The sequence below is a fragment of the Aminobacter sp. Piv2-1 genome (genome assembly GCF_037625995.1).
GTDB lineage: Bacteria > Pseudomonadota > Alphaproteobacteria > Rhizobiales > Rhizobiaceae > Aminobacter.
Window position 1 is genome coordinate 65,303 of sequence record NZ_JARKMU010000015.1, and the last position, 20,814, is coordinate 86,116.

General features: G+C 67.2%; 18 protein-coding genes. 10 read left to right on the plus strand and 8 right to left on the minus strand.

Going from position 1 to position 20,814, the window contains the following annotated elements; genetic code table 11:
• Positions 1 to 61: 61 nt before the first annotated feature.
• On the plus strand, positions 62 to 553 hold the full coding sequence (locus AmiPiv_RS22875) for a universal stress protein (RefSeq protein WP_340041203.1): 492 nt from the start codon (positions 62 to 64) through the stop codon (positions 551 to 553).
• A 122-nt stretch (positions 554 to 675) separates the two neighbouring features.
• A complete protein-coding gene (locus tag AmiPiv_RS22880) occupies positions 676 to 1,251 on the plus strand; it encodes a NifU family protein (protein ID WP_340041205.1) in 576 nt (191 codons plus the stop codon).
• Between the two features lie 223 nt (positions 1,252 to 1,474).
• Here the strand turns inward: AmiPiv_RS22880 and AmiPiv_RS22885 are convergent, their stop codons facing one another.
• The gene (locus AmiPiv_RS22885; protein WP_340041207.1) at positions 1,475 to 2,095 is read right to left on the minus strand and encodes a L,D-transpeptidase; all 621 of its coding nucleotides are present in this window, start codon (positions 2,093 to 2,095) and stop codon (positions 1,475 to 1,477) included.
• A 285-nt stretch (positions 2,096 to 2,380) separates the two neighbouring features.
• Between AmiPiv_RS22885 and AmiPiv_RS22890 the strand changes: the two genes are divergently transcribed.
• Positions 2,381 to 2,881 (plus strand): MmcB family DNA repair protein, encoded by a 501-nt coding sequence (locus AmiPiv_RS22890; RefSeq protein ID WP_340041209.1) that lies wholly within the window; start codon positions 2,381 to 2,383, stop codon positions 2,879 to 2,881.
• Positions 2,882 to 2,997: 116 nt separating this feature from the next.
• Here AmiPiv_RS22890 and AmiPiv_RS22895 read toward each other — a convergent pair whose 3' ends face one another.
• The 5 genes from AmiPiv_RS22895 to AmiPiv_RS22915 form a co-directional block, all read right to left on the minus strand.
• Positions 2,998 to 3,558 (minus strand): ActR/PrrA/RegA family redox response regulator transcription factor, encoded by a 561-nt coding sequence (locus AmiPiv_RS22895; protein WP_340041211.1) that lies wholly within the window; start codon positions 3,556 to 3,558, stop codon positions 2,998 to 3,000.
• A gap of 114 nt (positions 3,559 to 3,672) precedes the next feature.
• The gene (locus AmiPiv_RS22900) at positions 3,673 to 4,998 is read right to left on the minus strand and encodes an ActS/PrrB/RegB family redox-sensitive histidine kinase (RefSeq protein WP_340041213.1); all 1,326 of its coding nucleotides are present in this window, start codon (positions 4,996 to 4,998) and stop codon (positions 3,673 to 3,675) included.
• 160 nt (positions 4,999 to 5,158) lie between these two features.
• On the minus strand, positions 5,159 to 7,753 hold the full coding sequence (gene hrpB / locus AmiPiv_RS22905; RefSeq protein ID WP_340041215.1) for an ATP-dependent helicase HrpB: 2,595 nt from the start codon (positions 7,751 to 7,753) through the stop codon (positions 5,159 to 5,161).
• A 155-nt stretch (positions 7,754 to 7,908) separates the two neighbouring features.
• Complete coding sequence (locus AmiPiv_RS22910; protein ID WP_340041217.1) at positions 7,909 to 8,793, minus strand: hypothetical protein; 885 nt, start codon at positions 8,791 to 8,793, stop codon at positions 7,909 to 7,911.
• A 606-nt stretch (positions 8,794 to 9,399) separates the two neighbouring features.
• Positions 9,400 to 10,509, minus strand: a complete 1,110-nt coding sequence (locus AmiPiv_RS22915) for a Gfo/Idh/MocA family protein (RefSeq protein ID WP_340041218.1) — start codon at positions 10,507 to 10,509, stop codon at positions 9,400 to 9,402.
• Positions 10,510 to 10,733: 224 nt separating this feature from the next.
• On the opposite strand from AmiPiv_RS22915, the gene AmiPiv_RS22920 reads away from it, so the two are divergent.
• The 4 genes from AmiPiv_RS22920 (at position 10,734) to AmiPiv_RS22935 (ending at position 16,416) form a co-directional block, all read left to right on the plus strand.
• On the plus strand, positions 10,734 to 11,612 hold the full coding sequence (locus tag AmiPiv_RS22920) for a MurR/RpiR family transcriptional regulator (protein ID WP_340041219.1): 879 nt from the start codon (positions 10,734 to 10,736) through the stop codon (positions 11,610 to 11,612).
• A gap of 137 nt (positions 11,613 to 11,749) precedes the next feature.
• Entirely contained in the window at positions 11,750 to 13,591 is a 1,842-nt protein-coding gene (gene ilvD / locus AmiPiv_RS22925) for a dihydroxy-acid dehydratase (RefSeq protein WP_340041220.1), read from the plus strand.
• A gap of 273 nt (positions 13,592 to 13,864) precedes the next feature.
• Entirely contained in the window at positions 13,865 to 15,253 is a 1,389-nt protein-coding gene (locus tag AmiPiv_RS22930) for a pyridoxal-phosphate dependent enzyme (RefSeq protein WP_340041222.1), read from the plus strand.
• Positions 15,250 to 16,416 (plus strand): cystathionine gamma-synthase, encoded by a 1,167-nt coding sequence (locus AmiPiv_RS22935; protein ID WP_340041224.1) that lies wholly within the window; start codon positions 15,250 to 15,252, stop codon positions 16,414 to 16,416. The genes AmiPiv_RS22930 and AmiPiv_RS22935 overlap by 4 nt, the downstream gene beginning before the upstream one ends.
• A 278-nt stretch (positions 16,417 to 16,694) precedes the next feature.
• On the opposite strand, the gene AmiPiv_RS22940 is transcribed toward AmiPiv_RS22935, so the two are convergent.
• Positions 16,695 to 17,183, minus strand: coding sequence for a MarR family winged helix-turn-helix transcriptional regulator (locus tag AmiPiv_RS22940; protein WP_340041226.1), 489 nt, complete (start codon positions 17,181 to 17,183; stop codon positions 16,695 to 16,697).
• An 86-nt stretch (positions 17,184 to 17,269) separates the two neighbouring features.
• Here AmiPiv_RS22940 and AmiPiv_RS22945 point away from each other — a divergent pair, with 86 nt between their 5' ends.
• A complete protein-coding gene (locus AmiPiv_RS22945; RefSeq protein ID WP_340041228.1) occupies positions 17,270 to 18,169 on the plus strand; it encodes an EamA family transporter in 900 nt (299 codons plus the stop codon).
• Here AmiPiv_RS22945 and AmiPiv_RS22950 read toward each other — a convergent pair.
• Complete coding sequence (locus AmiPiv_RS22950) at positions 18,164 to 18,412, minus strand: DUF982 domain-containing protein (protein ID WP_340041230.1); 249 nt, start codon at positions 18,410 to 18,412, stop codon at positions 18,164 to 18,166. The two genes, AmiPiv_RS22945 and AmiPiv_RS22950, sit on opposite strands and share 6 nt — an antisense overlap.
• Before the next feature lie 200 nt (positions 18,413 to 18,612).
• Between AmiPiv_RS22950 and AmiPiv_RS22955 the strand changes: the two genes are divergently transcribed.
• Entirely contained in the window at positions 18,613 to 19,719 is a 1,107-nt protein-coding gene (locus AmiPiv_RS22955; protein WP_340041232.1) for an efflux RND transporter periplasmic adaptor subunit, read from the plus strand.
• A complete protein-coding gene (locus AmiPiv_RS22960) occupies positions 19,716 to 20,786 on the plus strand; it encodes an efflux RND transporter periplasmic adaptor subunit (RefSeq protein WP_340041234.1) in 1,071 nt (356 codons plus the stop codon). Before AmiPiv_RS22955 ends, AmiPiv_RS22960 begins: the two co-directional genes overlap by 4 nt.
• The last annotated feature ends 28 nt before the right edge of the window (positions 20,787 to 20,814 follow it).

Consider the following 20,814-nt stretch of genomic DNA (forward strand, 5'->3'; position numbering starts at 1 on the left):
CGGGCGGCCGGCGCCGGTGGCAAATTGCTCGCCGGTACGCCCACGCACAGCAAGGTAGCACATGGTCTCCAAACGCCTCAGCAAGGAAGCCGGCCATCGGCGCAAGTTCCTGGCGATCATCGACGAGACGCCGGAATGCGAGCGCGCCGTGGCCTATGCCTCGAAGCGCGCCAGGTCGACCGGCGGCGTGCTGGTGCTGCTCTATGTGATCGAGCCGGACGACTTCCAGCACTGGCTGGGCGTTGAAAAGATCATGCGCGAGGAGGCGACCGCCACGGCCAACGGGGCGCTGGACACCCATGCCTCGAAAGTGCGCGAGACCCTCGGCATCGAGCCGGAGCTGGTGGTGCGCGAAGGCCGCCCCGCCGAGGAGATCCACAAGCTGATCGAAGACGACCAGGACATCGCCATCCTGGTGCTGGCGGCCGGCGCGGGCAAGGAAGGCCCCGGGCCGCTCGTCGCCTCGATCGCCGGCAAGGCGGCCGCCTTCCCGATCCCGGTGACGGTGGTGCCGCAGAACCTGTCCGACGAGGACATCGACAGCCTGGCCTAAGAAACCGGCGCAACATATTGGCGCGGAGGCGCGCCAGCGGCTTGAATGTCGGCCGCCATGAGCCTAATTAGAACTATTCCAAAGTGACGGCCCGCCGACGCGGCGGCCATGGAGATACGGCCATGTTCATCCAGACCGAAGCGACCCCCAATCCGGCGACGCTGAAATTCCTGCCCGGCAAGGAAGTCCTGGTGGACGGCACCGCCGATTTCCGCGACGCCGACAGCGCGCGCGCCGCCTCGCCGCTGGCCGGCCGGCTGTTCGACATTCCGGGCGTCACCGGCGTGTTCTTCGGCTACGACTTCATCACCGTGAGCAAGGACGGCCCGGACTGGCAGCACCTCAAGCCGGCGATCCTCGGCTCGATCATGGAGCATTTCATGTCGGGTGCGCCGGTGATGGCGCGCGAAAGCGCGGCAGGCGCCGGGCATCAGGCCGACAGCGAGGAGTTCTACGACCAGGCCGACGCCGAGATCGTGGTGACGATCAAGGAACTGCTCGACACGCGGGTTCGCCCGGCGGTCGCCCAGGACGGCGGCGACATCACCTTCCGCGGCTACGAGAACGGCACCGTGTTCCTGCACATGAAGGGCGCCTGCGCCGGCTGCCCGTCGTCGACGGCGACACTGAAGCACGGCATCCAGAACCTGCTCCGCCACTTCGTGCCTGAGGTGCAGCAGGTCGAGCAGGTGGCCTGAGGCTGCCCGTCAATTCTACTCCCCCGGCCATCTGACGCAGTTTTCTGCGCTTCCGGTGCTCACGGACCTGAACGTCCGCTGCGCTCCGGTTCTCGAAAACCACCCCAGATGCCTCGGCGGAGCGAATTGCCGGAACAGCCTCACTACTGACCCAAAAACAAAAAACCGGGCCTTGGAGCCCGGTTTTTGTTTGCGACGTCCGTGTTGCCTGGACGGTTCGCGGTTAGATCACGATGACCTTGGTGCCGACCTCGGCGCGATTGTAGAGGTCGATGATGTCCTGGTTCATGAGGCGGATGCAGCCCGACGACATGGCCTTGCCGATCGACCACCATTCCGGCGTGCCGTGCAGGCGGTAACCGGAGTCGCCGCCCTTGTTGTAGAGGTAGAGGGCGCGCGCGCCGAGCGCGTTCTTGGGGCCGCCAGGCATGCCGCCCGACCATTTGGCGAGCTCCGGCTGGCGCTTGATCATCGCCGGCGGCGGCGTCCACACCGGCCATTCGCGCTTGAGCGCGATGCGGGCGGTTCCCTGCCACTCGAAGCCCTCGCGGCCGACGCCGATGCCGTAGCGGATCGCCTTGCCTTCGGCCTGGACCAGATAGAGGAACTTCTGCCCGGTATCGACGACGATGGTGCCCGGCTTCTCGTCGGTCTCGTAGCGCACGACCTGGCGGTGGAACTGGCGCGGCACCTTGCTGATCGGGATGGTCGGCAGCTTGTAGCCGGCATCGACGCGGGCGCCGTAGTCGTTGGAGAAGATGCGCGACACACCGTCGGTCGAGCAACCCGCGAGTGCGGCGGAAAGCGCCAGTGCGGCGGCAATTGCAGAGAATTTCAAGCGCATGCTGGATTCCCGAAAGGAGCGACGCCCAGGCCGATTCGGCCTCATTTCCGCCACCATTCTTAACGGTCCGGCATTTTGCTTGCCAAGCCTCGCAAGCGCCCATTGCCGCCGCCGCCTTAACTAAGGTGGAAGCTATGGCATTTCGGCAACACGCAGGACGGGAAAGCGGATGCAGGCAGCGAGGCGGGGTTGAGCAGAGGCTTGCCACCACCAGGGTTCTATTCCCAAGGAACAGTTGCCTCAGGACGGGTTCAAAACGTGAACAAATGATGCCATGATCGGCGCATGCCGATCATTTCGCCGCTTGCCCAAAATCCCCTCGTCGACGGCCGCCAGTCAGACCGCGCCATGCTGGTGCGGCGCGGCGTGCAGCGCCTGCTGTCGCAGATGGGCGCGCATGTACTGCCCGAGCTTTCGCTGGCGACCGGACGGCGCGCCGACCTCGTGGCGCTGACACGCCAGGGCGACATCTGGATCATCGAGATCAAGTCGTCGGTCGAGGATTTCCGCACCGACCGCAAATGGCCGGACTACAGGCTGCACTCCGACCGCTTCTTCTTCGCCACGCACCCCGAGGTGCCGCAAGAGATCTTCCCCGAGGAATGCGGCTTCATCCTTTCGGACGGCTATGGCGCCGAGATCATGCGCGAGGCGCCGGAGCACCGCTTGGCGGCGGCGACACGCAAGGCGCTGATGCTGAGGATCGCGCGCGCCGGCGCGGCGCGGCTGCTTGCCGCCGAACTCGCCGGTGTCGCGGTGCCGGCGCTGGAGGGGGAGAGCGAGTAGTGAGGGGAGTAGGGGAGTAGGGGAGTAGGGGAGTAGGGGAGTAGGGCAATATGGAGGGCGGCAGAGCAGTCACTGCCCTATTCCCCTATTCCCCTATTCCCCTATTCCCTTACCCGTCATCTCGGCGCCCGCTTGGCGAGGATGCGCTGCAGCGTGCGGCGGTGCATGTTGAGGCGGCGTGCGGTCTCCGAGACGTTGCGCTCGCACATCTCGTAGACGCGCTGGATGTGCTCCCAGCGGACGCGGTCGGCCGACATCGGGTTTTCCGGCGGGGCCGCGCGCTCGCCGCTCGAATTGGTCAGGGCCGCAAACACGTCGTCGGCATCGGCCGGCTTGGAGAGGTAGTCGATGGCGCCGAGCTTCACCGCGGTGACGGCGGTGGCGATGTTGCCGTAGCCGGTGAGGATGACGGTGCGGGTGTCCTCGCGGCGCTCGCGGATGGCGGACACCACGTCGAGGCCGTTGCCGTCGCCCAGCCGCATGTCGACCACCGCATAGGCCGGCGGATTGGCGCGCACCTTGGCGACTGCCTCCTCGACGCTTTCGGCCGTGTCGACGGCGAAGCCGCGGCTCTCCATGGCGCGCGCCAGGCGCGTGAGGAACGGCTTGTCGTCGTCGACGAGAAGCAGAGTGTGGTCTTCGCCCGGCAGCCCGCTTGCAATGTCCTGGGTGGTCATCACATCTTATCCTTTTTGTCTTTGATCCCAGTCGTCCTTATGGTTTTCCACGCAGATATAGGTGCAAAGCCAGGATGTCCAATGCCAGGGCCGTGAATGCACCCGTACGCCGGCTCAGGCGGTGTCGAACATGGCCGACCCGGCCGGCGCCGGATTGAGGAAGACGGCGCGCGGCCAGGAGATCTCGACCACCGCGCCCTCGCCCGGCCCGCTCGAATTGGTGAAGCTGATCTCGGCGCCGGAGCGCTCGAGCAGGGTCTTGGCGATGAACAGGCCGAGGCCGAGGCCGCCGCCCGGCTCGGCCCCCTGGCGGGTGGACATGTAGGGCTCGCCGATGCGGTCGATGATGTCGTGCGGGAAGCCCGGACCGTCGTCCATGATGCTGAAGGTGACTTCCTCGTCGTCCCAGCTCCAGTGGATGGTGACGCGGCTGCGGGCGAAGTCCACCGCGTTCTCGACCAGGTTGCCGAGGCCGTAGATGACGCCCGGGTTGCGGTGGCCGACCGGCTCGGGGCCGATGCGCTCGCCGGGGTCCAGCTTGATGGCGATGCCGAAGTCGCGGTGCGGCGCGGTGACCTCCTCGACCAACGAGGTGAGCGGCAGGCGGGCGAGATGCTCCTCGCCTTCCGACGACAGGCTGGTGAGGCGCTTCAGGATCTCGCGGCAGCGCTCGCTCTGGCTGCGCAGCAACGTGACGTCCTCGCCGAACTTCGGATCGCGGCCGAGGGCGCGCTCCATCTCCTTGGCGACGAGCGTGATGGTGGCGAGCGGCGTGCCGAGCTCGTGGGCGGCCGCTGCGGCGAGGCCGTCGAGCGCCGACAGGTGCTGCTCGCGCTGCAGCACGAGTTCGGTCGCGGCGAGCGCATTGGCGAGCAGGCGCGCCTCCTCGGCGACGCGGAAGGCGTAGATGGCGGTAAATGCGATGGAGCAGGACACGGCGATCCAGATGCCGGCGGTGTAGATGAAGGGCATGGCCAGGACGATGCCCTTGTACCAGGGCAGCGGCAGATGGAAGAAGGCGAGCAGGCTGACCATGGCGATGACGAGGCCGGCGAGCACGGCGGTGAGGCGCAGCGGCAGCGAGGTGGCCGAGATGACCACCGGCACGGTCATCAGCAGCGAGAAGGGATTGGACAGGCCGCCGGTGATGTAGAGCAGGCCGGCGAGCTGCAGGCTGTCGAAGGTGAGGATGCCGAAGGCGGCGATCGGCCGGAGCCGGTGGGTGGCCGGATAGCGGAAGGCGAGGAAGAGGTTGAGCCAGGCGGAGCTGGCGATCAGCGCGAAGCAGAGGCTGACCGGCAGCGGGAACTCCAGCACGTAGGCGACCACCACCACGGTGATGCTCTGGCCGACGATAGCCAGCCAGCGCAGGCGGATCAGCGTGTTGAGGCGGAGCCTGTGGCTATGCTGCAGGTCTGGCTTGCGGGTCAGCGGGTTCATTTCGGCTTTATGCGCTGCAACAGGCGCTCGCGCCAAGCCCCAGAGCCTATTCCATCCCGAAATCGGGATGGGGCTCTGTGTTCTTCCTGGGTGAGCATAATCTTTTTTCGAAGACCGGTGCCCACTTTTCGCTGCGCGGACCTTCGGTTCGGGATCATGCTCAGGTGCCGCGCGGCTTGGCGCGGCTGGTGGCTTGCGCCTCCAAGGGGTTTTCCGGCCAGACATGCTTTGGGTAGCGGCCGCGCATGTCGGAGCGCACGTCGGCCCAGGAGCCGCGCCAGAAGCCGGGCAGGTCGCGCGTCTTCTGGATCGGCCGGTGCGCCGGCGACAGCAGCTCGAGCGTGAGCGGCACGGTGCCGCCGGCGATAGCGGGGTGCTTGTCCATTCCGAACAGCTCCTGCACGCGGACGGCGAGCACCGGCCATTCGCCGTCGTAGCGGATCGGCACATGGCTGCCGGAGGGCGCGTCGAAATGGGTGGGCGCGAGCGAACCGATCTTGCGCTGCAGGTCGTGCGGGACGAGCGACAGCAACGCGTCATGGAGGGTGCCCGCGCCGATGCGGGCGAAGGAAGCCTCGCCGCGCAGGAAGGGCAGCAGCCAGTCGTCGAGCCGCGCCAAAAGGGCCTCGTCGGACATGTCCGGCCAAGGCTCGCCCAGGCCGCGGCGGAGCCAGGACAGGCGCTGGCGCAGAGTCTCGGCCTCCTTGCCCCAGTCGAGCAGGCCGAGCCCGTGAGCGCGCAACGCGTCGAGGATGGCGCGGTCGGCCGCCTCGCCGGTGGGCGCCGGCAGCATGCGCTCGGACAAGGTGACGGCGCCGAGCCGGACGGTCTCGCGGACACGGACCGAACGCTTGTCCTTGTCGAAGCTCGCCTCGGTGCGGCGCTCGAGATGGGCGGCAAGGATCGCGCGGATGTCGGCTTCCGAGACCGCCGCGGCGGAGGCGATGCGGGCGTTCTGCGCCTTGCCCTGCAGGTCGGCGACGACGAGGTAGGGCTCGCTTGCGAGCGGATCAGCGGCGTCGACGGCCGCACCGCTGCCATTGGCGAGCACGAAGCGGCCGCGCTCGCCGCGCGCCTTGGCGACGCGGTCGGGCCAGGCATAGAGGAGAAGGGCGCCGGGGGTGAGCGTCTCGCCTGCTGCGGAACCTCGCGCAGATTCGCGCTGCCCCTCATTCCCTGCCGGACCTTCTCCCCGCAATGACGGGGAGAAGGAGGATGGCCGCAACGTCGACGCCCCCCTCTCCCCATCATTCACAGGGAGAGGGTAAGGGTGAGGGGCATTCATGCCGGCCTGCCGTGCCAGCCGCTCCGCCAGTTGCCGCGCGGCGGTGGCGCGGGGCGAGCGCTCGGTGCGGAAGCGCTGCAGGCGGCGTTCGAGGTCGGCGCTGTCGCCACCCAAACCGCGCTCGGTCATCAGCACGGCGAGCCGGGCGGCCTCCGCCCCGGCGCCCTGGCGGGCAGCTTCGGCGACCATGTGGGCGAGACGCACCGGCAGCGCCAGCCGGCGCATCGCCTGGCCGGCCTCGGTCAGGCGGCCGTCGGCGTCGATGGAGTCGAGCTCGCGGAGAAGAGCGCGCGCCTCGGCCAGGGCCGGCGCGGGCGGCGTGTCGAGGAAGGCGAGCGTGGTCGGGTCGGCGACGCCGAAGGCGGCGCAGTCGAGCACGAAGCCGGACAGGTCGGCCTCGAGGATTTCGGGCGGCGAAAAGGCGGGCAGCGCCGCCGTCTGCTCGGCGCGCCACAGGCGGATGGCCATGCCCGGGCTGGAGCGGCCGGCGCGGCCGGCGCGCTGGTCGGCGGCGGCGCGGGACGCCCGCACCGTCTCAAGCCGGGTCAGGCCGCTCGCCGGCTCGTATCTGGGCAGGCGCGACAGGCCGGAATCGACGACGACACGGACGCCGTCGATGGTGATCGAGGTTTCCGCGATCGACGTTGCCAGCACCACCTTGCGGCGGCCGGCGGGTGCGGGGCGGATCGCCGCGTCCTGCGCCTTGCCGTCGAGCTGGCCGTAGAGCGGGACGACGTCGACATCGGCCGAGACACGACCTTCCAGGCGCTCGGCGGTGCGCTCGATCTCGCGCTGGCCCGGCAGGAAGGCGAGCACGCTGCCCTGCTCGTCGGCAAGGGCGTCGCGGATCGCCCTGGCCATGGCGTCCTCGACGGCCGTACCAGCGGGACGCTCGTCGTAGCGGATCTCGACCGGGAAGCTGCGGCCCTCGCTTGCGATGACCGGCGCGCCGTCGAGCAGTTTCGACACCCGCGCGCCGTCGAGCGTCGCCGACATGACGACGAGCCTGAGGTCGGGGCGCAGGGCGCCCTGCACGTCGAGCGCCAGCGCCAGGCCGAAATCGCCGTCGAGCGAGCGCTCGTGGAACTCGTCGAACAGGACCGCGGCGACGCCGGGCAGCTCCGGATCGTCGAGGATCATGCGGGCGAGCACGCCCTCGGTGACGACCAGGATTCTCGTCTTCGCGCTGACCTTGTTTTCCATGCGCATGGCGTAGCCGACGGTGCCGCCCGGCTCCTCGCCGAGGAGCGAGGCCATGCGGCGGGCGGCGGCGCGGGCGGCGAGCCGGCGCGGCTCGAGCAGCACGATCCTGCCGTCACCGCGCCAGGCGGCGTCGAGCAGCGCCAGGGGCACGAGCGTGGTCTTGCCGGCGCCGGGCGGGGCGACCAGCACGGCGCTGCGGCCTGAAGACAGGGCCTCGGCAAGTTGCGGCAGGACCGCCGTCACCGGCAGGTCGGGGAGTTTGGTCATCGGCAATCGTTCCGGGCCGTTTCAGCCACGCGGGCGGCCCGGGCGGCATATCAGGCACGGACGGGGAGAGGCAATGGCGGCGGTAGGCCGCCATACGAGGGGCAAAGATCTCGCCCCTCGCGCGGCTCTACCGGACCTGATGTCCGGCTGTGCCCTCAGGGCTGAAGCAGGAGATCGTAGAAATTGCGGATGACCTTGCAGGAGCCGAGGCGCTGCACGATCTCCTCCATGTCGCGAAGGTCGGCGTCCGATTGGTGATGGCCGGTCATCACCTCTTCCCGCACCTTCGCCGTCAGCGCCTCGGGCTGGCCGAACGACCAGCCGGCCTCGAGCTTTCCGGTCCAGGTGCCGGTCCACTGGATGTCTGTGACCTGATTTGCCGCAGCCCATTTGTCGATGCAGGCATCGGCCCAGCCATGCAGGTACCAGAAGAACGGATTGACGTGGCTGGAATAGATGTCTCCGAGATAGTCATACTCGACCGAATCCCATTTGGGATCGATGGCGCTCACGTCCTCCAGGTTGGGTGACGGCATGTAGCCGAAGGGCTGGCTCGCCCACCGCATGTGGAAGCTGTTGTGGATCGTCATCTCGACCAGGTTGCCCAGCGCGCCGAGCGACAGTCTCCGGAGGTTGTTCGGGCTGGTATAGAAGGTCTCCCATATCCCGATCGGGTTGTCGGCATAGGCGTCCGACTTCAACCGCTGCAGCGAGGTGGTCATCTGCGCGTTGTCCGCCGCGGACTGGTTGGGATCGGCATATGTCCAGGCGGCCGGCACCGCGAAATCGGGGTTCTCCCCCGGCCTGGGCATGGCGGGCCAGGCGTCCAGCGGCGGCTCGCCTTCCTGCGCGAGCAGATCGTTGACCTCGCGGATCATCTGCCGGTGCATGTAGAGAAAATCCTCGCCGGCAAAATTGTCGAGGATGAGCTTGCCCTCGGCGTCGAACGGGGCGCGGTCACAGGGTGGCGCCCAGCCCTTGTTTCGGATGAGCTGCCTGACCTCCGCCGTCAGGCGCGGATTGTTCCAGGCCCCCCGCACCGCATGCCAAAGAAAATGCCGAAGGCGATGACGACGAGAAGCCAGCATATAAACTACTGGCTTCGGTAACTTGCGAATTGCCATATGCTCCTCCCTTGCTTTGCGTCCCTGACACTCAGGTGACGTTCAGATCTCGGGGTAAGCAGTCATGGGATCGAGAAATGACCGATCGCCATCGGCGTTTCGGTTTTTTGCGCCTTATGTATTCGCCTGAATATTCTAAGTTTTTGCGTTGCGCGCTACTGTGCAAATTCTGCATCGCGCAACGACGATTCCTGGCACGCACAAGGCGATAATCGTTCTCATGCCGCATTACCCCGCGCAACTGATCTCGCCATATCTTCACTGCAACTTCAAGGGGAATCTTTTTGTGGCGAGGCAACCAGAGTTCTATTCTACGTCTTTTTGGCCGGGCGCTCCATTTTGTCGCCGCAACCTTGGTGACTGCCCCCTCACCGGTTTGCTGCGCAAACCACCTCTCCCCCACTCCGTGGGGGCGAGGAACCCTAGCTGGAAAGGCGCCTTCGCCGCCGCCGCGATTCTTCGACCTCACAAGGTGTCGGCGTGCGGTGGTCTCAGGCACGCCGACCGTCAGCGATCAACTGCCTACCTCACCGTCACCCATTTCCGATCGGCAAACGACTGCGCCATCGCATGCACGGTACGCTCGATCTCGAGGCCCTCGTCGAAGTCGATGACGCGGGCAGGCGCACCGGCGATGCGGGCGAGCAGCTCGCGGCACTCGATGGTCTTGAGGTCGTTGAAGCCGAGGCCATGGCCGGGCGCGGGGATGAACTTGCCGTAGGGCTCGTGCACGGGGGCCGCGAGGATGGTGCGGTAGCCTTGCTCGGTCGCACGGTCCGAGGTGACGTAGAGCTGGATCTCGTTGAAGCGCTCCTGGTCGAAGACGATCGACCCCTTCGAGCCGAAGATCTGGACCTGGATGCGGCCCTTGCGGCCCCAGGCGGAACGGTTGACCAGAAGCGTGCCGGAGACGCCGTTTTCGAGATGGATCAGGCTCGAGGCGATGTCGTAGGTCTCGACCGCGCGGCGGCCGCCGCCCGCGACCTGGCGATCCGGATAAGGTTTTGCCATGTCGCACATGACAGACGCCACGCGGCCGAACAGGGCCGTGATCAGCGACAGCGGGTGGACGGCGAAATCGTCGAGCGCGCCATAGCCCGACTTGGCCTCGTGCTTCCAGAAGAACGGCGCGTCGGGGTCGGCCATGAAGTCCTCGTCCATCTCGACGCGGAGATGGTTGACCTCGCCGATGATCTTTTCGTCGAGCAATTGGCGGATGTGGCGGATGGCCGGGCTCTGGATGTAGTTGTAACCGAGCACGGCGACCTTGCCCGACTTGCGGGCGGCCACCGCCATGGCTTCGGCCTCGGCGAGCGTCGGCGCCATCGGCTTTTCGCACCACAGATGCTTACCTGCCTCAAGGACCGCGATCGCCATCTCGGGATGGAACTGGTTGGGCGTAGTCAGCGAGACGACGTCGACCTCGGGGTCGGCGACGACGGCGCGCCAATCGCCCGACGCCTTCTCGAAGTCGAGCTCGGAGGCGCGCTGGGAGGCAAGGTCGGCATTGGCCTCGGCGAGATGGACGAGCCTCACTTTCTCGACGTCGCCGAATACGGTGCGCACCGAATTCCACGCCAGCGCATGGCACTTGCCCATGAAGCCGGTCCCGATAAGTCCTACACCTGTCACTTCACGCTCTCCCGGTTTATAGAAACTGTCGCGTTCCGACGCATCGGAATGGGCTCAATCATTCTTTGCCGGAGCATGATCCGGTCCGAAAACCGGTTCCCGCTTTTTTGGGATCATGCTCATGGCGGACTGAATAGTCGAATTTTGTCGAAAATGGAACATACGGTTCATTTTATTTGGACAGCCGGTCGCCCCGGCGCTATTGTGGACCAGGTGGAGGCGGAATGGACAACATGGCGGACACGGCTTCGGAGGCACTGCCGCGCGATTTCGAGGCGCTGAGGGCGCTGATCCTGGACCGGCGCCAGAGCCTGCCCAAGCGCATCGCCCAGGTGGCCGCCTACGCGCTCGACAATCCCGACGAGATCGCCTTCGGCACTGCCGCCAGCATCGCAAGCTCGGCCGGCGTGCAGCCCTCGACGCTGATCCGCTTCGCCCAGCATCTCGGCTATGACGGCTTCACCAGCCTGCAGCAGGTTTTCCGCGAACGGCTGAGGGAACGCACGACCTCCTACGAGGAGCGGCTGACGGTGGTGCGCGGCGAAGGTGACGACGACGCCAGCAACCGCCGCATCGTCGACGGTTTCCTGGCCGCCGCCAGCAAGTCGATCGACGTGATGTCGCGCAATCTCGACGACGAGACGCTGGACCGCGCCATCGACCTGCTCAACGGCGCCGAGACCATCTACATCCTCGCCCGTCGCCGCTCCTATCCGGTCGCCAGCTACATCGCCTATGCACTGGGCAAGCTCGGCGTGCGCAGCCAGCTGATCGAATCCGCCTCCGGCTTGAGCCCCGAGATCATTTCCTTCGCCACGTCGAAGGACGCCGTCATCGCCATCAGCTTCTCGCCCTATGCCTCGGCGACGGTGGAGGAGGCGCGGGTGCTGTCGGCCAACGGCGTGCCGGTGGTGGCGATCACCGACAGCGCGTTCTCGCCGCTGGCGCAGTTCGCCAAGGTGTGGTTCGAGGTGGCCGAAGCCGATTTCGGCGGCTTCCGCTCGCTCGCCGCGACCATGGCGCTGGCGATGGGGCTGACGGTCGGCGTGGCCGAGCTCAGGCGCGGCCGCAAGGGCAAGAAATCGGCCAATTCCAAGGGTTGAGGCGCCCGCGCACTGCACTCAGCGCATGGCAGCTGCCCGCAAACGGCATGCCACGCCGCGCACAGGGCGAAAAAGAGTTGACGCAAGGGCCATAGTGGCTCAATCCCAATTTAGCCATCTATCGTATGAGAGAGCCCATGCCTGCTTATCGTTCGCGCACCACCACCCACGGCCGCAACATGGCCGGCGCGCGTGGCCTATGGCGCGCCACCGGCATGAAGGACACGGATTTCGGCAAGCCGATCATCGCCGTGGTCAACTCCTTCACCCAGTTCGTGCCGGGACACGTGCACCTCAAGGATCTGGGCCAGCTCGTCGCCCGCGAGATCGAGGCGGCCGGCGGCGTGGCCAAGGAGTTCAACACCATCGCCGTCGACGACGGCATCGCCATGGGCCATGACGGCATGCTCTATTCGCTGCCGAGCCGCGAGATCATCGCCGACAGCGTCGAATACATGGTCAACGCGCATTGCGCCGACGCCATGGTGTGCATCTCCAACTGCGACAAGATCACCCCCGGCATGCTGATGGCCGCGATGCGCCTCAACATCCCGGCCGTGTTCGTCTCCGGCGGCCCGATGGAGGCCGGCAAGGTGGTGCTCGCCGGCAAGAACGTGGCGCTCGACCTGGTCGACGCCATGGTCGCGGCCGCCGACGACAAGGTTTCGGACGAGGACGTCAAGATCATCGAGCGCTCGGCCTGCCCGACCTGCGGCTCGTGCTCGGGCATGTTCACCGCCAACTCGATGAACTGCCTGACCGAGGCGCTCGGCCTGTCGCTGCCCGGCAACGGCTCGACGCTGGCGACCCATGCCGACCGCAAGCGCCTGTTTGTGGAAGCGGGACACCTCATTGTCGACCTAGCCCAGCGCTACTACGAACAGAACGACGAGAGCGTGCTGCCGCGCTCTATCGCGTCGAAGGGCGCGTTCGAGAACGCCATGGCGCTCGACATCGCCATGGGCGGCTCGACCAACACCGTGCTGCACATTTTGGCCGCCGCGCATGAAGGCGAGATCGACTTCGACCAGGACGACATCGACACCCTATCGCGCAAGGTGCCGGTGCTGTGCAAGGTGGCGCCCGCCAAGCAGGACGTGCACATGGAAGACGTGCACCGCGCCGGCGGCATCTTCTCGATCCTCGGCCAGCTCGACAAGGCCGGCCTGCTCAATCGCGACCTGCCGACGGTGCACACCGCCAGCATCGGCGAGGCGATCGACCACTGGGACATCTCCAGGACCAAGAGCCAGGCGGTGCGCGACTTCTTCCTCGCCGCGCCCGGCGGGGTGCCAACCCAGGTGGCCTTCAGCCAGGACCGCCGCTGGGACGAGCTCGACCTCGACCGCGAGAAGGGCGTCATCCGCTCGGCCGAGCATCCGTTCTCCAAGGACGGCGGACTTGCCGTGCTCAAGGGCAACATCGCGCTGAACGGCTGCGTAGTGAAGACCGCCGGCGTCGACGAGTCGATCCTGAAATTCTCCGGGCCGGCCCGCGTGTTCGAAAGCCAGGACGCCTCGGTGAAGGCGATCCTCGCCAACGAGGTCGTGGCCGGCGACGTGGTGGTGATCCGCTACGAGGGCCCGAAGGGCGGCCCCGGCATGCAGGAGATGCTCTATCCGACCAGCTACCTCAAGTCGAAGGGCCTGGGCAAAGCCTGCGCGCTTCTGACCGACGGGCGCTTTTCGGGCGGCACCTCCGGCCTGTCGATCGGCCATGTCTCGCCGGAGGCGGCGAATGGCGGCGCCATCGGCCTGGTGCGCGAGGGCGACATCATCGACATCGACATTCCGAACCGCACCATCAGCCTGCGCGTCGACGAGGCCGAGCTCGCCACCCGCCGGGCCGAACAGGACGCCACGGGCTGGAAGCCGGTCGAGCAGCGCAAGCGCAAGGTGACCAAGGCGCTGAAGGCCTATGCCGCCTTCGCCACCTCCGCCGACCGCGGTGCGGTGCGCGACCTCGGCGACTTCGAGTAAGGCCGGCGGCCCGCGCCGCGACGAAACAAGACAAAGACTTTTCCGCCCCGCCCGATCGACCGATCCGGCGGGGCGGAACTTTTTTGGCCAGCCGAGAATTTCCTTCCTGCGCGCCCCTCCGAAACGAAATTCGCTGCCTTTGTTTGAGCCGGGCGCCGCCGATAAATGCGGCCAGACCGGCCGGACGTGGCCGCAAGATCAACCGGGCGGCAGTGTCTGTCCGACCGAGATGGGGTAAGCTTAATGAAACTGCCGGATGAGGGAGGTGCTGCCATGAGCCGCTTGAACCCACCCTTCAGGTCTGCGCTCGATCTGATCGGCGACACGCCGATCGTGGAGCTCAGGCGCTTCGACACAGGGCCGTGCCGGCTGTTCATCAAGCTCGAAAGCCAGAACCCCGGCGGCTCGATCAAGGACCGCATCGCGCTGTCGATGATCGCGGCGGCCGAACACGCGGGCAAGCTCAAGCACGGCGGCACCATCGTCGAGGCGACCGCCGGCAACACCGGACTAGGCCTCGCCCAGGTCGGCATTCCAAAAGGCTACCGCATCATCCTGGTGGTGCCCGACAAAATGTCGCGCGAGAAGATCCAGCACCTGAGGGCGCTGGGCGCGGAGGTCCGGCTGACGCGCTCGGACGTCGGCAAGGGCCATCCCGAATATTACCAGGACATGGCCGAGCGGATCGCCGCAGAGATCCCCGGCTCGTTCTACGTCAACCAGTTCGCCAATCCGGCGAACCCGCACGCGCATGAGACGACGACGGGCCCGGAGATCTGGAAGCAGCTCGAAGGCGACGTCGACGCCGTGGTGGTGGGGGTGGGCTCCGGCGGGACGCTGACCGGGCTCGGCCGCTTCTTCGCCAAGGTGTCGCCGAAGACCGAGATGGTGCTGGCCGATCCGGTCGGCTCGGTGCTGGCGCCACTGGTCAAGACCGGCAAGATGGAGGAGGCCGGCAGCTGGACGGTGGAAGGCATCGGCGAGGACTTCGTGCCGCCGAACTGCGACCTGTCCTTCGTCAAGCGCGCCTATTCGGTCAACGACAAGGCGAGCATGCTGGCCGTGCGCGACCTGCTCGCCAAGGAAGGCATCCTCGCCGGCTCCTCGTCGGGCACGCTGCTTTCGGCGGCGCTGCGCTACTGCCGCGAGCAGAAGACGCCGAAGCGGGTGGTGACCTTCGTCTGCGACAGCGGCAACAAGTACCTCTCCAAGGTGTTCGACGACTTCTGGCTGGCCGAACAGGGCCTGGCCGAGAAGGAACAGCACGGCGACCTGAGCGACCTGGTGGCGCGCTCGCACCGCGAGGGCGGCACGGTGTTCGTCGGGCCCGGCGACAGCCTGCTCACCGCCTATGGCCGGATGCGGCGCGGGGACGTGTCGCAGCTGCCGGTGCTCGACGAGGGCAAGCTCGTCGGCATCATCGACGAGAGCGACATCCTCGCCAAGGTGGAAGGCCCCTATGACGGGCGCTGGGACCGTTTCAACGCTCCGGTGGCCACAGCCATGACCAAGGAGCTGCACACGCTGCAGGCCAGCCAGACGCTCGACGCGCTGCTGCCGATCTTCGACCGCAACGAAGTGGCGATCATCTTCGACGGCGAGGAATTCATCGGGCTGATCACCCGGGTCGACCTCATCAACCATCTGAGAAGGGCAAGATGACGACGCAGAAGAACAGGCTGGCATTCTCGACGCGCACCATCCATGGCGGCCAGAGCCACGACCCGACGACGGGTGCTGTGATGGTGCCGATCTACGCCACCTCGACCTACGGCCAGCAGAGCCCGGGCGTGCACAAGGGCTTCGAGTACGCCCGCAGCCAGAACCCGACGCGCTTTGCCTTCGAGCGCGCCATCGCCGATCTCGAAAGCGGGGCCGCCGGCTTCGCCTTCGCCTCGGGGCTGGCGGCGATCGGCACCGTGTTCGAGCTGCTCGACTCCGGCGCCCACATCGTCGCCACCGACGACATCTATGGCGGCACGTTCCGGCTGCTCGAACGCGTGCGCAAGCGCTCGGCCGGGCTTCAAGTGACGTTCGTCGACTTCACCGACCTCGCCGCCGTCGAGGCGGCGATCCGGCCGGAGACGAAGATGCTGTGGGTCGAGACGCCGACCAACCCGCTGCTGCGCGTCGTCGACCTCGAGGGCGTGGCGGCACTTGCCAGGCGCAAGGGCATCCTGTCCGTCGCCGACAACACCTTCTGCAGCCCCTACCTGCAGCGGCCGCTGGAACTCGGCATCGACATCGTCGTGCACTCGACGACCAAATATCTCAACGGTCATTCCGACATGGTGGGCGGCTGCGTGGTGGTGGGCGACGACAAGGACCTGCGCGATCAGCTGAAGTTCCTGCAGAACGCCATCGGCGCGATCTCCGGGCCGTTCGACAGCTTTCTCGCGCTGCGCGGCATCAAGACCTTGGCGCTGCGCATGGAGCGGCACTCCGCCAACGGCTTGAAGATCGCGCGCTGGCTGGAGGGGCAGAAGGACGTGCGGCGGGTGATCTATCCCGGCCTCGAAAGCCATCCGCAGCATGCCATCGCCAAAGCGCAGATGTTTGCCTTCGGCGGCATGATCACGGCGGTGCTCGACCGCGATCTGGCGGCGACGAAACGCTTCCTCGAGCGGACGCAGCTGTTCACGCTCGCCGAAAGCCTCGGCGGCGTCGAAAGCCTGATCGAGCATCCGGCACTGATGACCCACGGCTCGATCCCGTCGGAAAAACGCGCCGAGATCGGCATCTCGGATTCGCTGGTCAGGCTGTCCGCCGGCATCGAGGACGGCGACGACCTGATCGCCGACCTGGAGCAGGCGCTGGCGGGGTGATTTTTTCCCCACGCTCATGTGGGAAGCTGGAGCTGCCCCTCACCCTTACCCTCTCCCCGTGAAGAACGGGGAGAGGGGGACGTCAGCGTAGAGCTCCGTCCTTCTCCGCTTCTCAAGAAGAATACCGATCTCCTCAAAAAGGGAAAATCGCTGCGGTCAGCCGTCCCTCGTCACCGCAAGAGCGGGCGCTGGCATCGGGCCAGTCTCCTTCTCCCCGTCCTGACGGGGAGAAGGTCCGGCAGGGGATGAGGGGCAGCGCCAACCTTCACCCACCAGCGTCACTCGCTCTCGAAGCCGACCAGGAACTTGCTGAGCAGTACATTCAGCACGGTGCGTTCGTCAGGGGCGAGCGTTTCGACGATGCGCGTCTGGGTCGCGACATGGTCGGTGACGGCCGCGTCGATGGTGGCAAAGCCCTTTTCGGTCAAGGAGACGATGAAGCTGCGGCGGTCGTCCGGGTTGAGCCGGCGCTCGACCAGACCGGCCTTTTCCAGCTGGTCGACACGGTTGGTCATGGTGCCCGAGGTGATCATCATGGTGGCGGAGAGGTCGCCCGGCGACAGCGCATGGGGCGGGCCGGAGCGGCGCAACGTCGCCAGCACGTCGAAGCTCGCATAGTTCAGCCCGTGGCGCGCGAAGGTCTTTTCCATCTCGCGCCCGAGATGCTGGGCGAGCCGCGAGATACGGCCGATCAGGCCCATCGGCGCGACGTCGAGGTCGGGCCTTTCGCGGTTCCACTGGGCAAGAATGTCGTCGACGCGATCCATGCCGCAACCCTCTCCAAATAATATCTTGACGTCAAGAGAAATGGCCTTATCTTGATGTCAAGATATTTGATGTGGAGACAATCCCCATGTCCCGAAACTCCGACCTCCTGCTGACCGCGCTGGCCCCCGCCATCTGGGGCAGCACCTATCTGGTGACCACCGAGTTCCTCCCGGCAGGCTATCCGCTGACGGTGGCCATGCTGCGCGCCCTGCCCGCAGGCCTTCTGCTGCTGCTCTTCGTCCGCAAACTGCCGCAGGGCATCTGGTGGGCGCGGGTGCTTCTGCTCGGCGCGCTGAACTTCTCGGTGTTCTGGTGGCTGCTGTTCATCTCGGCCTACAGGCTGCCGGGCGGCGTGGCGGCAACCGTCGGGGCGATCCAGCCGCTGATCGTCATCCTGCTCTCCCGCGCCCTGCTCGGCACCACGATCAGGCCGCTGGCGATCGTCGCGGCGATTGCCGGCATGGGCGGGGTAGCACTGCTGATCCTGACGCCGAATGCGGCGCTCGACCCGATCGGCATCGCGGCGGGCCTCGGCGGCGCGGTTTCGATGGCGGCCGGCACCGTGCTCAGCCGCCGCTGGCAGCCGCCGGTTTCGCCGCTGACTTTCACGGCCTGGCAGCTCACCGCCGGCGGGCTGCTGCTGCTTCCAGTCGCCCTGCTGCAAGAGCCGGCCCTGCCGTCGCTGACAACGGACAATGTGCTCGGGCTCGCCTGGCTCGGCCTGATCGGGGCAGCGCTCACCTACATCGTCTGGTTCCGCGGCATCGCCAGGCTCGAACCCTCCGTCGTCTCCCCGCTCGGCTTCCTGAGCCCGATGACGGCCGTCATCCTCGGCTGGTCGGTGCTCGGCCAGTCGCTGAGCGCGGCACAGATCCTCGGCATGGCCGTGGTGCTCGGCAGCGTATGGCTCAGCCAGCGCGCCCAACGGCAGGCCGCACCGGCCACAGGACCCGCCCTGCCCGCCGGCTCCTTCAGCCGGTCATGAAACCAGGATGCCGATTTCTTCCGCGGCAGCGATGAAGGCCCGCCGCGCGGCTTCGCGCGTGCGGGTCCCGGCAAGGGCGGCCGAGACCACCTCGACCGCCTCGCGGTAGAACGGGCCGGCGCGCTTGGTATGCGGCCAGTCGACCAGCGCCTCATAGGCGCCCTTGACGGACGTGACCTCGCGCCGGGTGCTTTCGGGCCCGATCCGGACGTTGACGGAATGGTCGAACAACATGCGGTCCATGGCAGCCTCCAGGATGAACGCGACCCACAACGCGCGGAAATCGCTCAGGTTCCCAGCCCGAGCCGAACGAGCCGCAGCAGGTCCCGCGCTGCGCTCGGATGCTAGTCCCGCCCCGGCGGCCATTCAAGAACGGCGGTACTTTGTTGCCGAGCGCCTGCTGCCAGCGTAGCGTGGGGCAAGGCGATTTGGGGGACACGGCCATGGCTCAGGCACACCCGACCAAGCGTGGCGCTGACGCCGCAGGTGCACACACCCTCCGCATGCTGGCGCTGTCCCTCGTGCTACCTGTCGCCGCCTGCCAGCCACAGGCGGAAGCGCCGCGCCAGCCCGTCATGGTCAGCGCCGTCGAAGTGCAGGTCTCCGACTATGCGCCGACCGCGACGCTGACCGGCGTGATCGCGGCGCGGACGCTGAACAAACTGTCTTTCCAGGTCGGCGGCCGGGTCGGCGAACGCTCGGCCGATATCGGCCAGCGCGTCGAAAAGGGACAGGTGCTGGCGCGGATCGACCCGCAGGAGCAGCAGTCGGACGTGCGCGCTGCGCAGGCGAGCCTCGATGCGGCCGACGCCCAGTTCCGGCAGGCGTCGGCAGCCTTCGATCGACAGAAGACGCTTCTGGCCCAGGGCTTCACGACGCGGCGCGAATACGACCTCGCCGAGCAATCGATGCGGGTGGCCCAGGGAGGCGTCGACCAGGCCCGGAGCCAACTCGACAATGCCAGGGACCGGCTGACCTATACCGAGCTCAAGGCGAGTGCTGCCGGGGTGGTGACGGCGCGCATGGTCGAGGTCGGCCAGGTGGTGCAGGCGGCGCAGACCGCGTTCAGCATCGCCGAGGACGGCGACCGCGACGCCGTGTTCAACGTCGACGAGGCGATGATCGCCCGGACGCCGGTCGCGCCGGTGGTGAAGATCGCCCTCGTCTCCGACCCCAGCATCGAGGCCAACGGCGAGGTGCGCGAGGTGTCGCCGGCGGTCGATCCGGCCTCCGGCTCGATCCGCGTCAAGGTGGCGGTCCCGGACACGCCAGCCGGCATGCCGCTCGGCGCCGCAGTCACCGGCACGATAACCGCCAAGGCGCAGAAGGCGATCGTCCTGCCGTGGCAGTCGCTGATGTCGGACGCTGGCAGGCCGGCGGTATGGACGGTCGACCCGGCCAGCCGGGCGGTGACGCTGGTTCCGGTGGAAGTGGCGGCCTTCGCCTCCGGCATAGCGGTAGTGACGAAGGGGCTGGAGCCCGGCCAACAGGTGGTCGCCCGGGGCGGGCAACTGCTGAGCCCCGGCCAGGTGGTGGAGGTGGCACGATGAGGGCCCTTGCGACGTGCATCTGGCTGACAGGCGCGTTGGCGCTGGCAGCCTGCAGCGAGAGCCCGAACGAACCGGCCGGGGAGATCGTCCGGCCGGTGCTGTCGCAGCTGGCCGAACCGCACGCCCACGGCGCGCAGGATTTCGTCGGGACGATCCAGCCGGAATTCTCCGCCGAGCTGGCCTTTCGCGTGCTCGGACAGCTGGTGGCGCGCGACGTGGGCGTCGGCGACACGGTGAAGAAGGGCACGACGCTTGCAGCGATCGACCCGTTGTCGCTCGAGCTGGCGGCGCAATCGGCGCGCGCCGACCTTTCCTCCGCCGAGGCGCAATTCGCCAACGCCTCGGCCAGCGAGGAGCGCCAGCGGACCCTGCTCTCCGAAGCCAACACCTCGCAGGCGGTCTACGATTCGGCCAGGCAGGCGCTCGATTCCGCCGCAGCCAACGTCGAACGCGCCCGCGCGGCGCTGGCCAAGGCGCAGGAGCAGCTCGGCTATGCCCGCCTGTTCTCCGACTTCGACGGCGTGGTGACCGCCGTCGGCGCGGAAGTCGGCCAGACGGTATCGCCGGGGCAGATGGTGGTGACGGTGGCCCGGTCGGACAAACGCGAGGCCGTGGTGGACATTCCCGACCAGATGGCGGCGGCCCTGAAGCAGGGCGAAGCCTTCGAGGTGTCGCTGCAATCGGTGCCGTCGCTGCGCACGGCCGCTCAGATTCGCGAGATCGCGCCGCAGGCCGACGCCTCGACCCGGACGCGGCGCGTGCGGCTGGCGCTCGACGCTCCCCCCACCGCCTTCCATCTCGGATCGACCGTGACGGCGACGATGCTGGCCAAGGCCGACGAGAGCATCGACCTGCCGCTGTCGGCGCTGCTCGAAAGGGACGGCAAGAGCTATGTCTGGGTCGTCGACCCGGCGGCATCGACAGTCAGCCTCCAGGCGGTCGAGGTGCTGGCGAGAGATGCCGGCAAGTTCACCGCCGGCGGGATTTCGGCAGGGGCGCGGGTGGTGACGGCAGGCGTCAACAGCCTGAGCGACGGCCAGAAGGTACGGATACCGGAAGGAGCGTGAGGTGAAGGATTTCAATCTCTCCGACTGG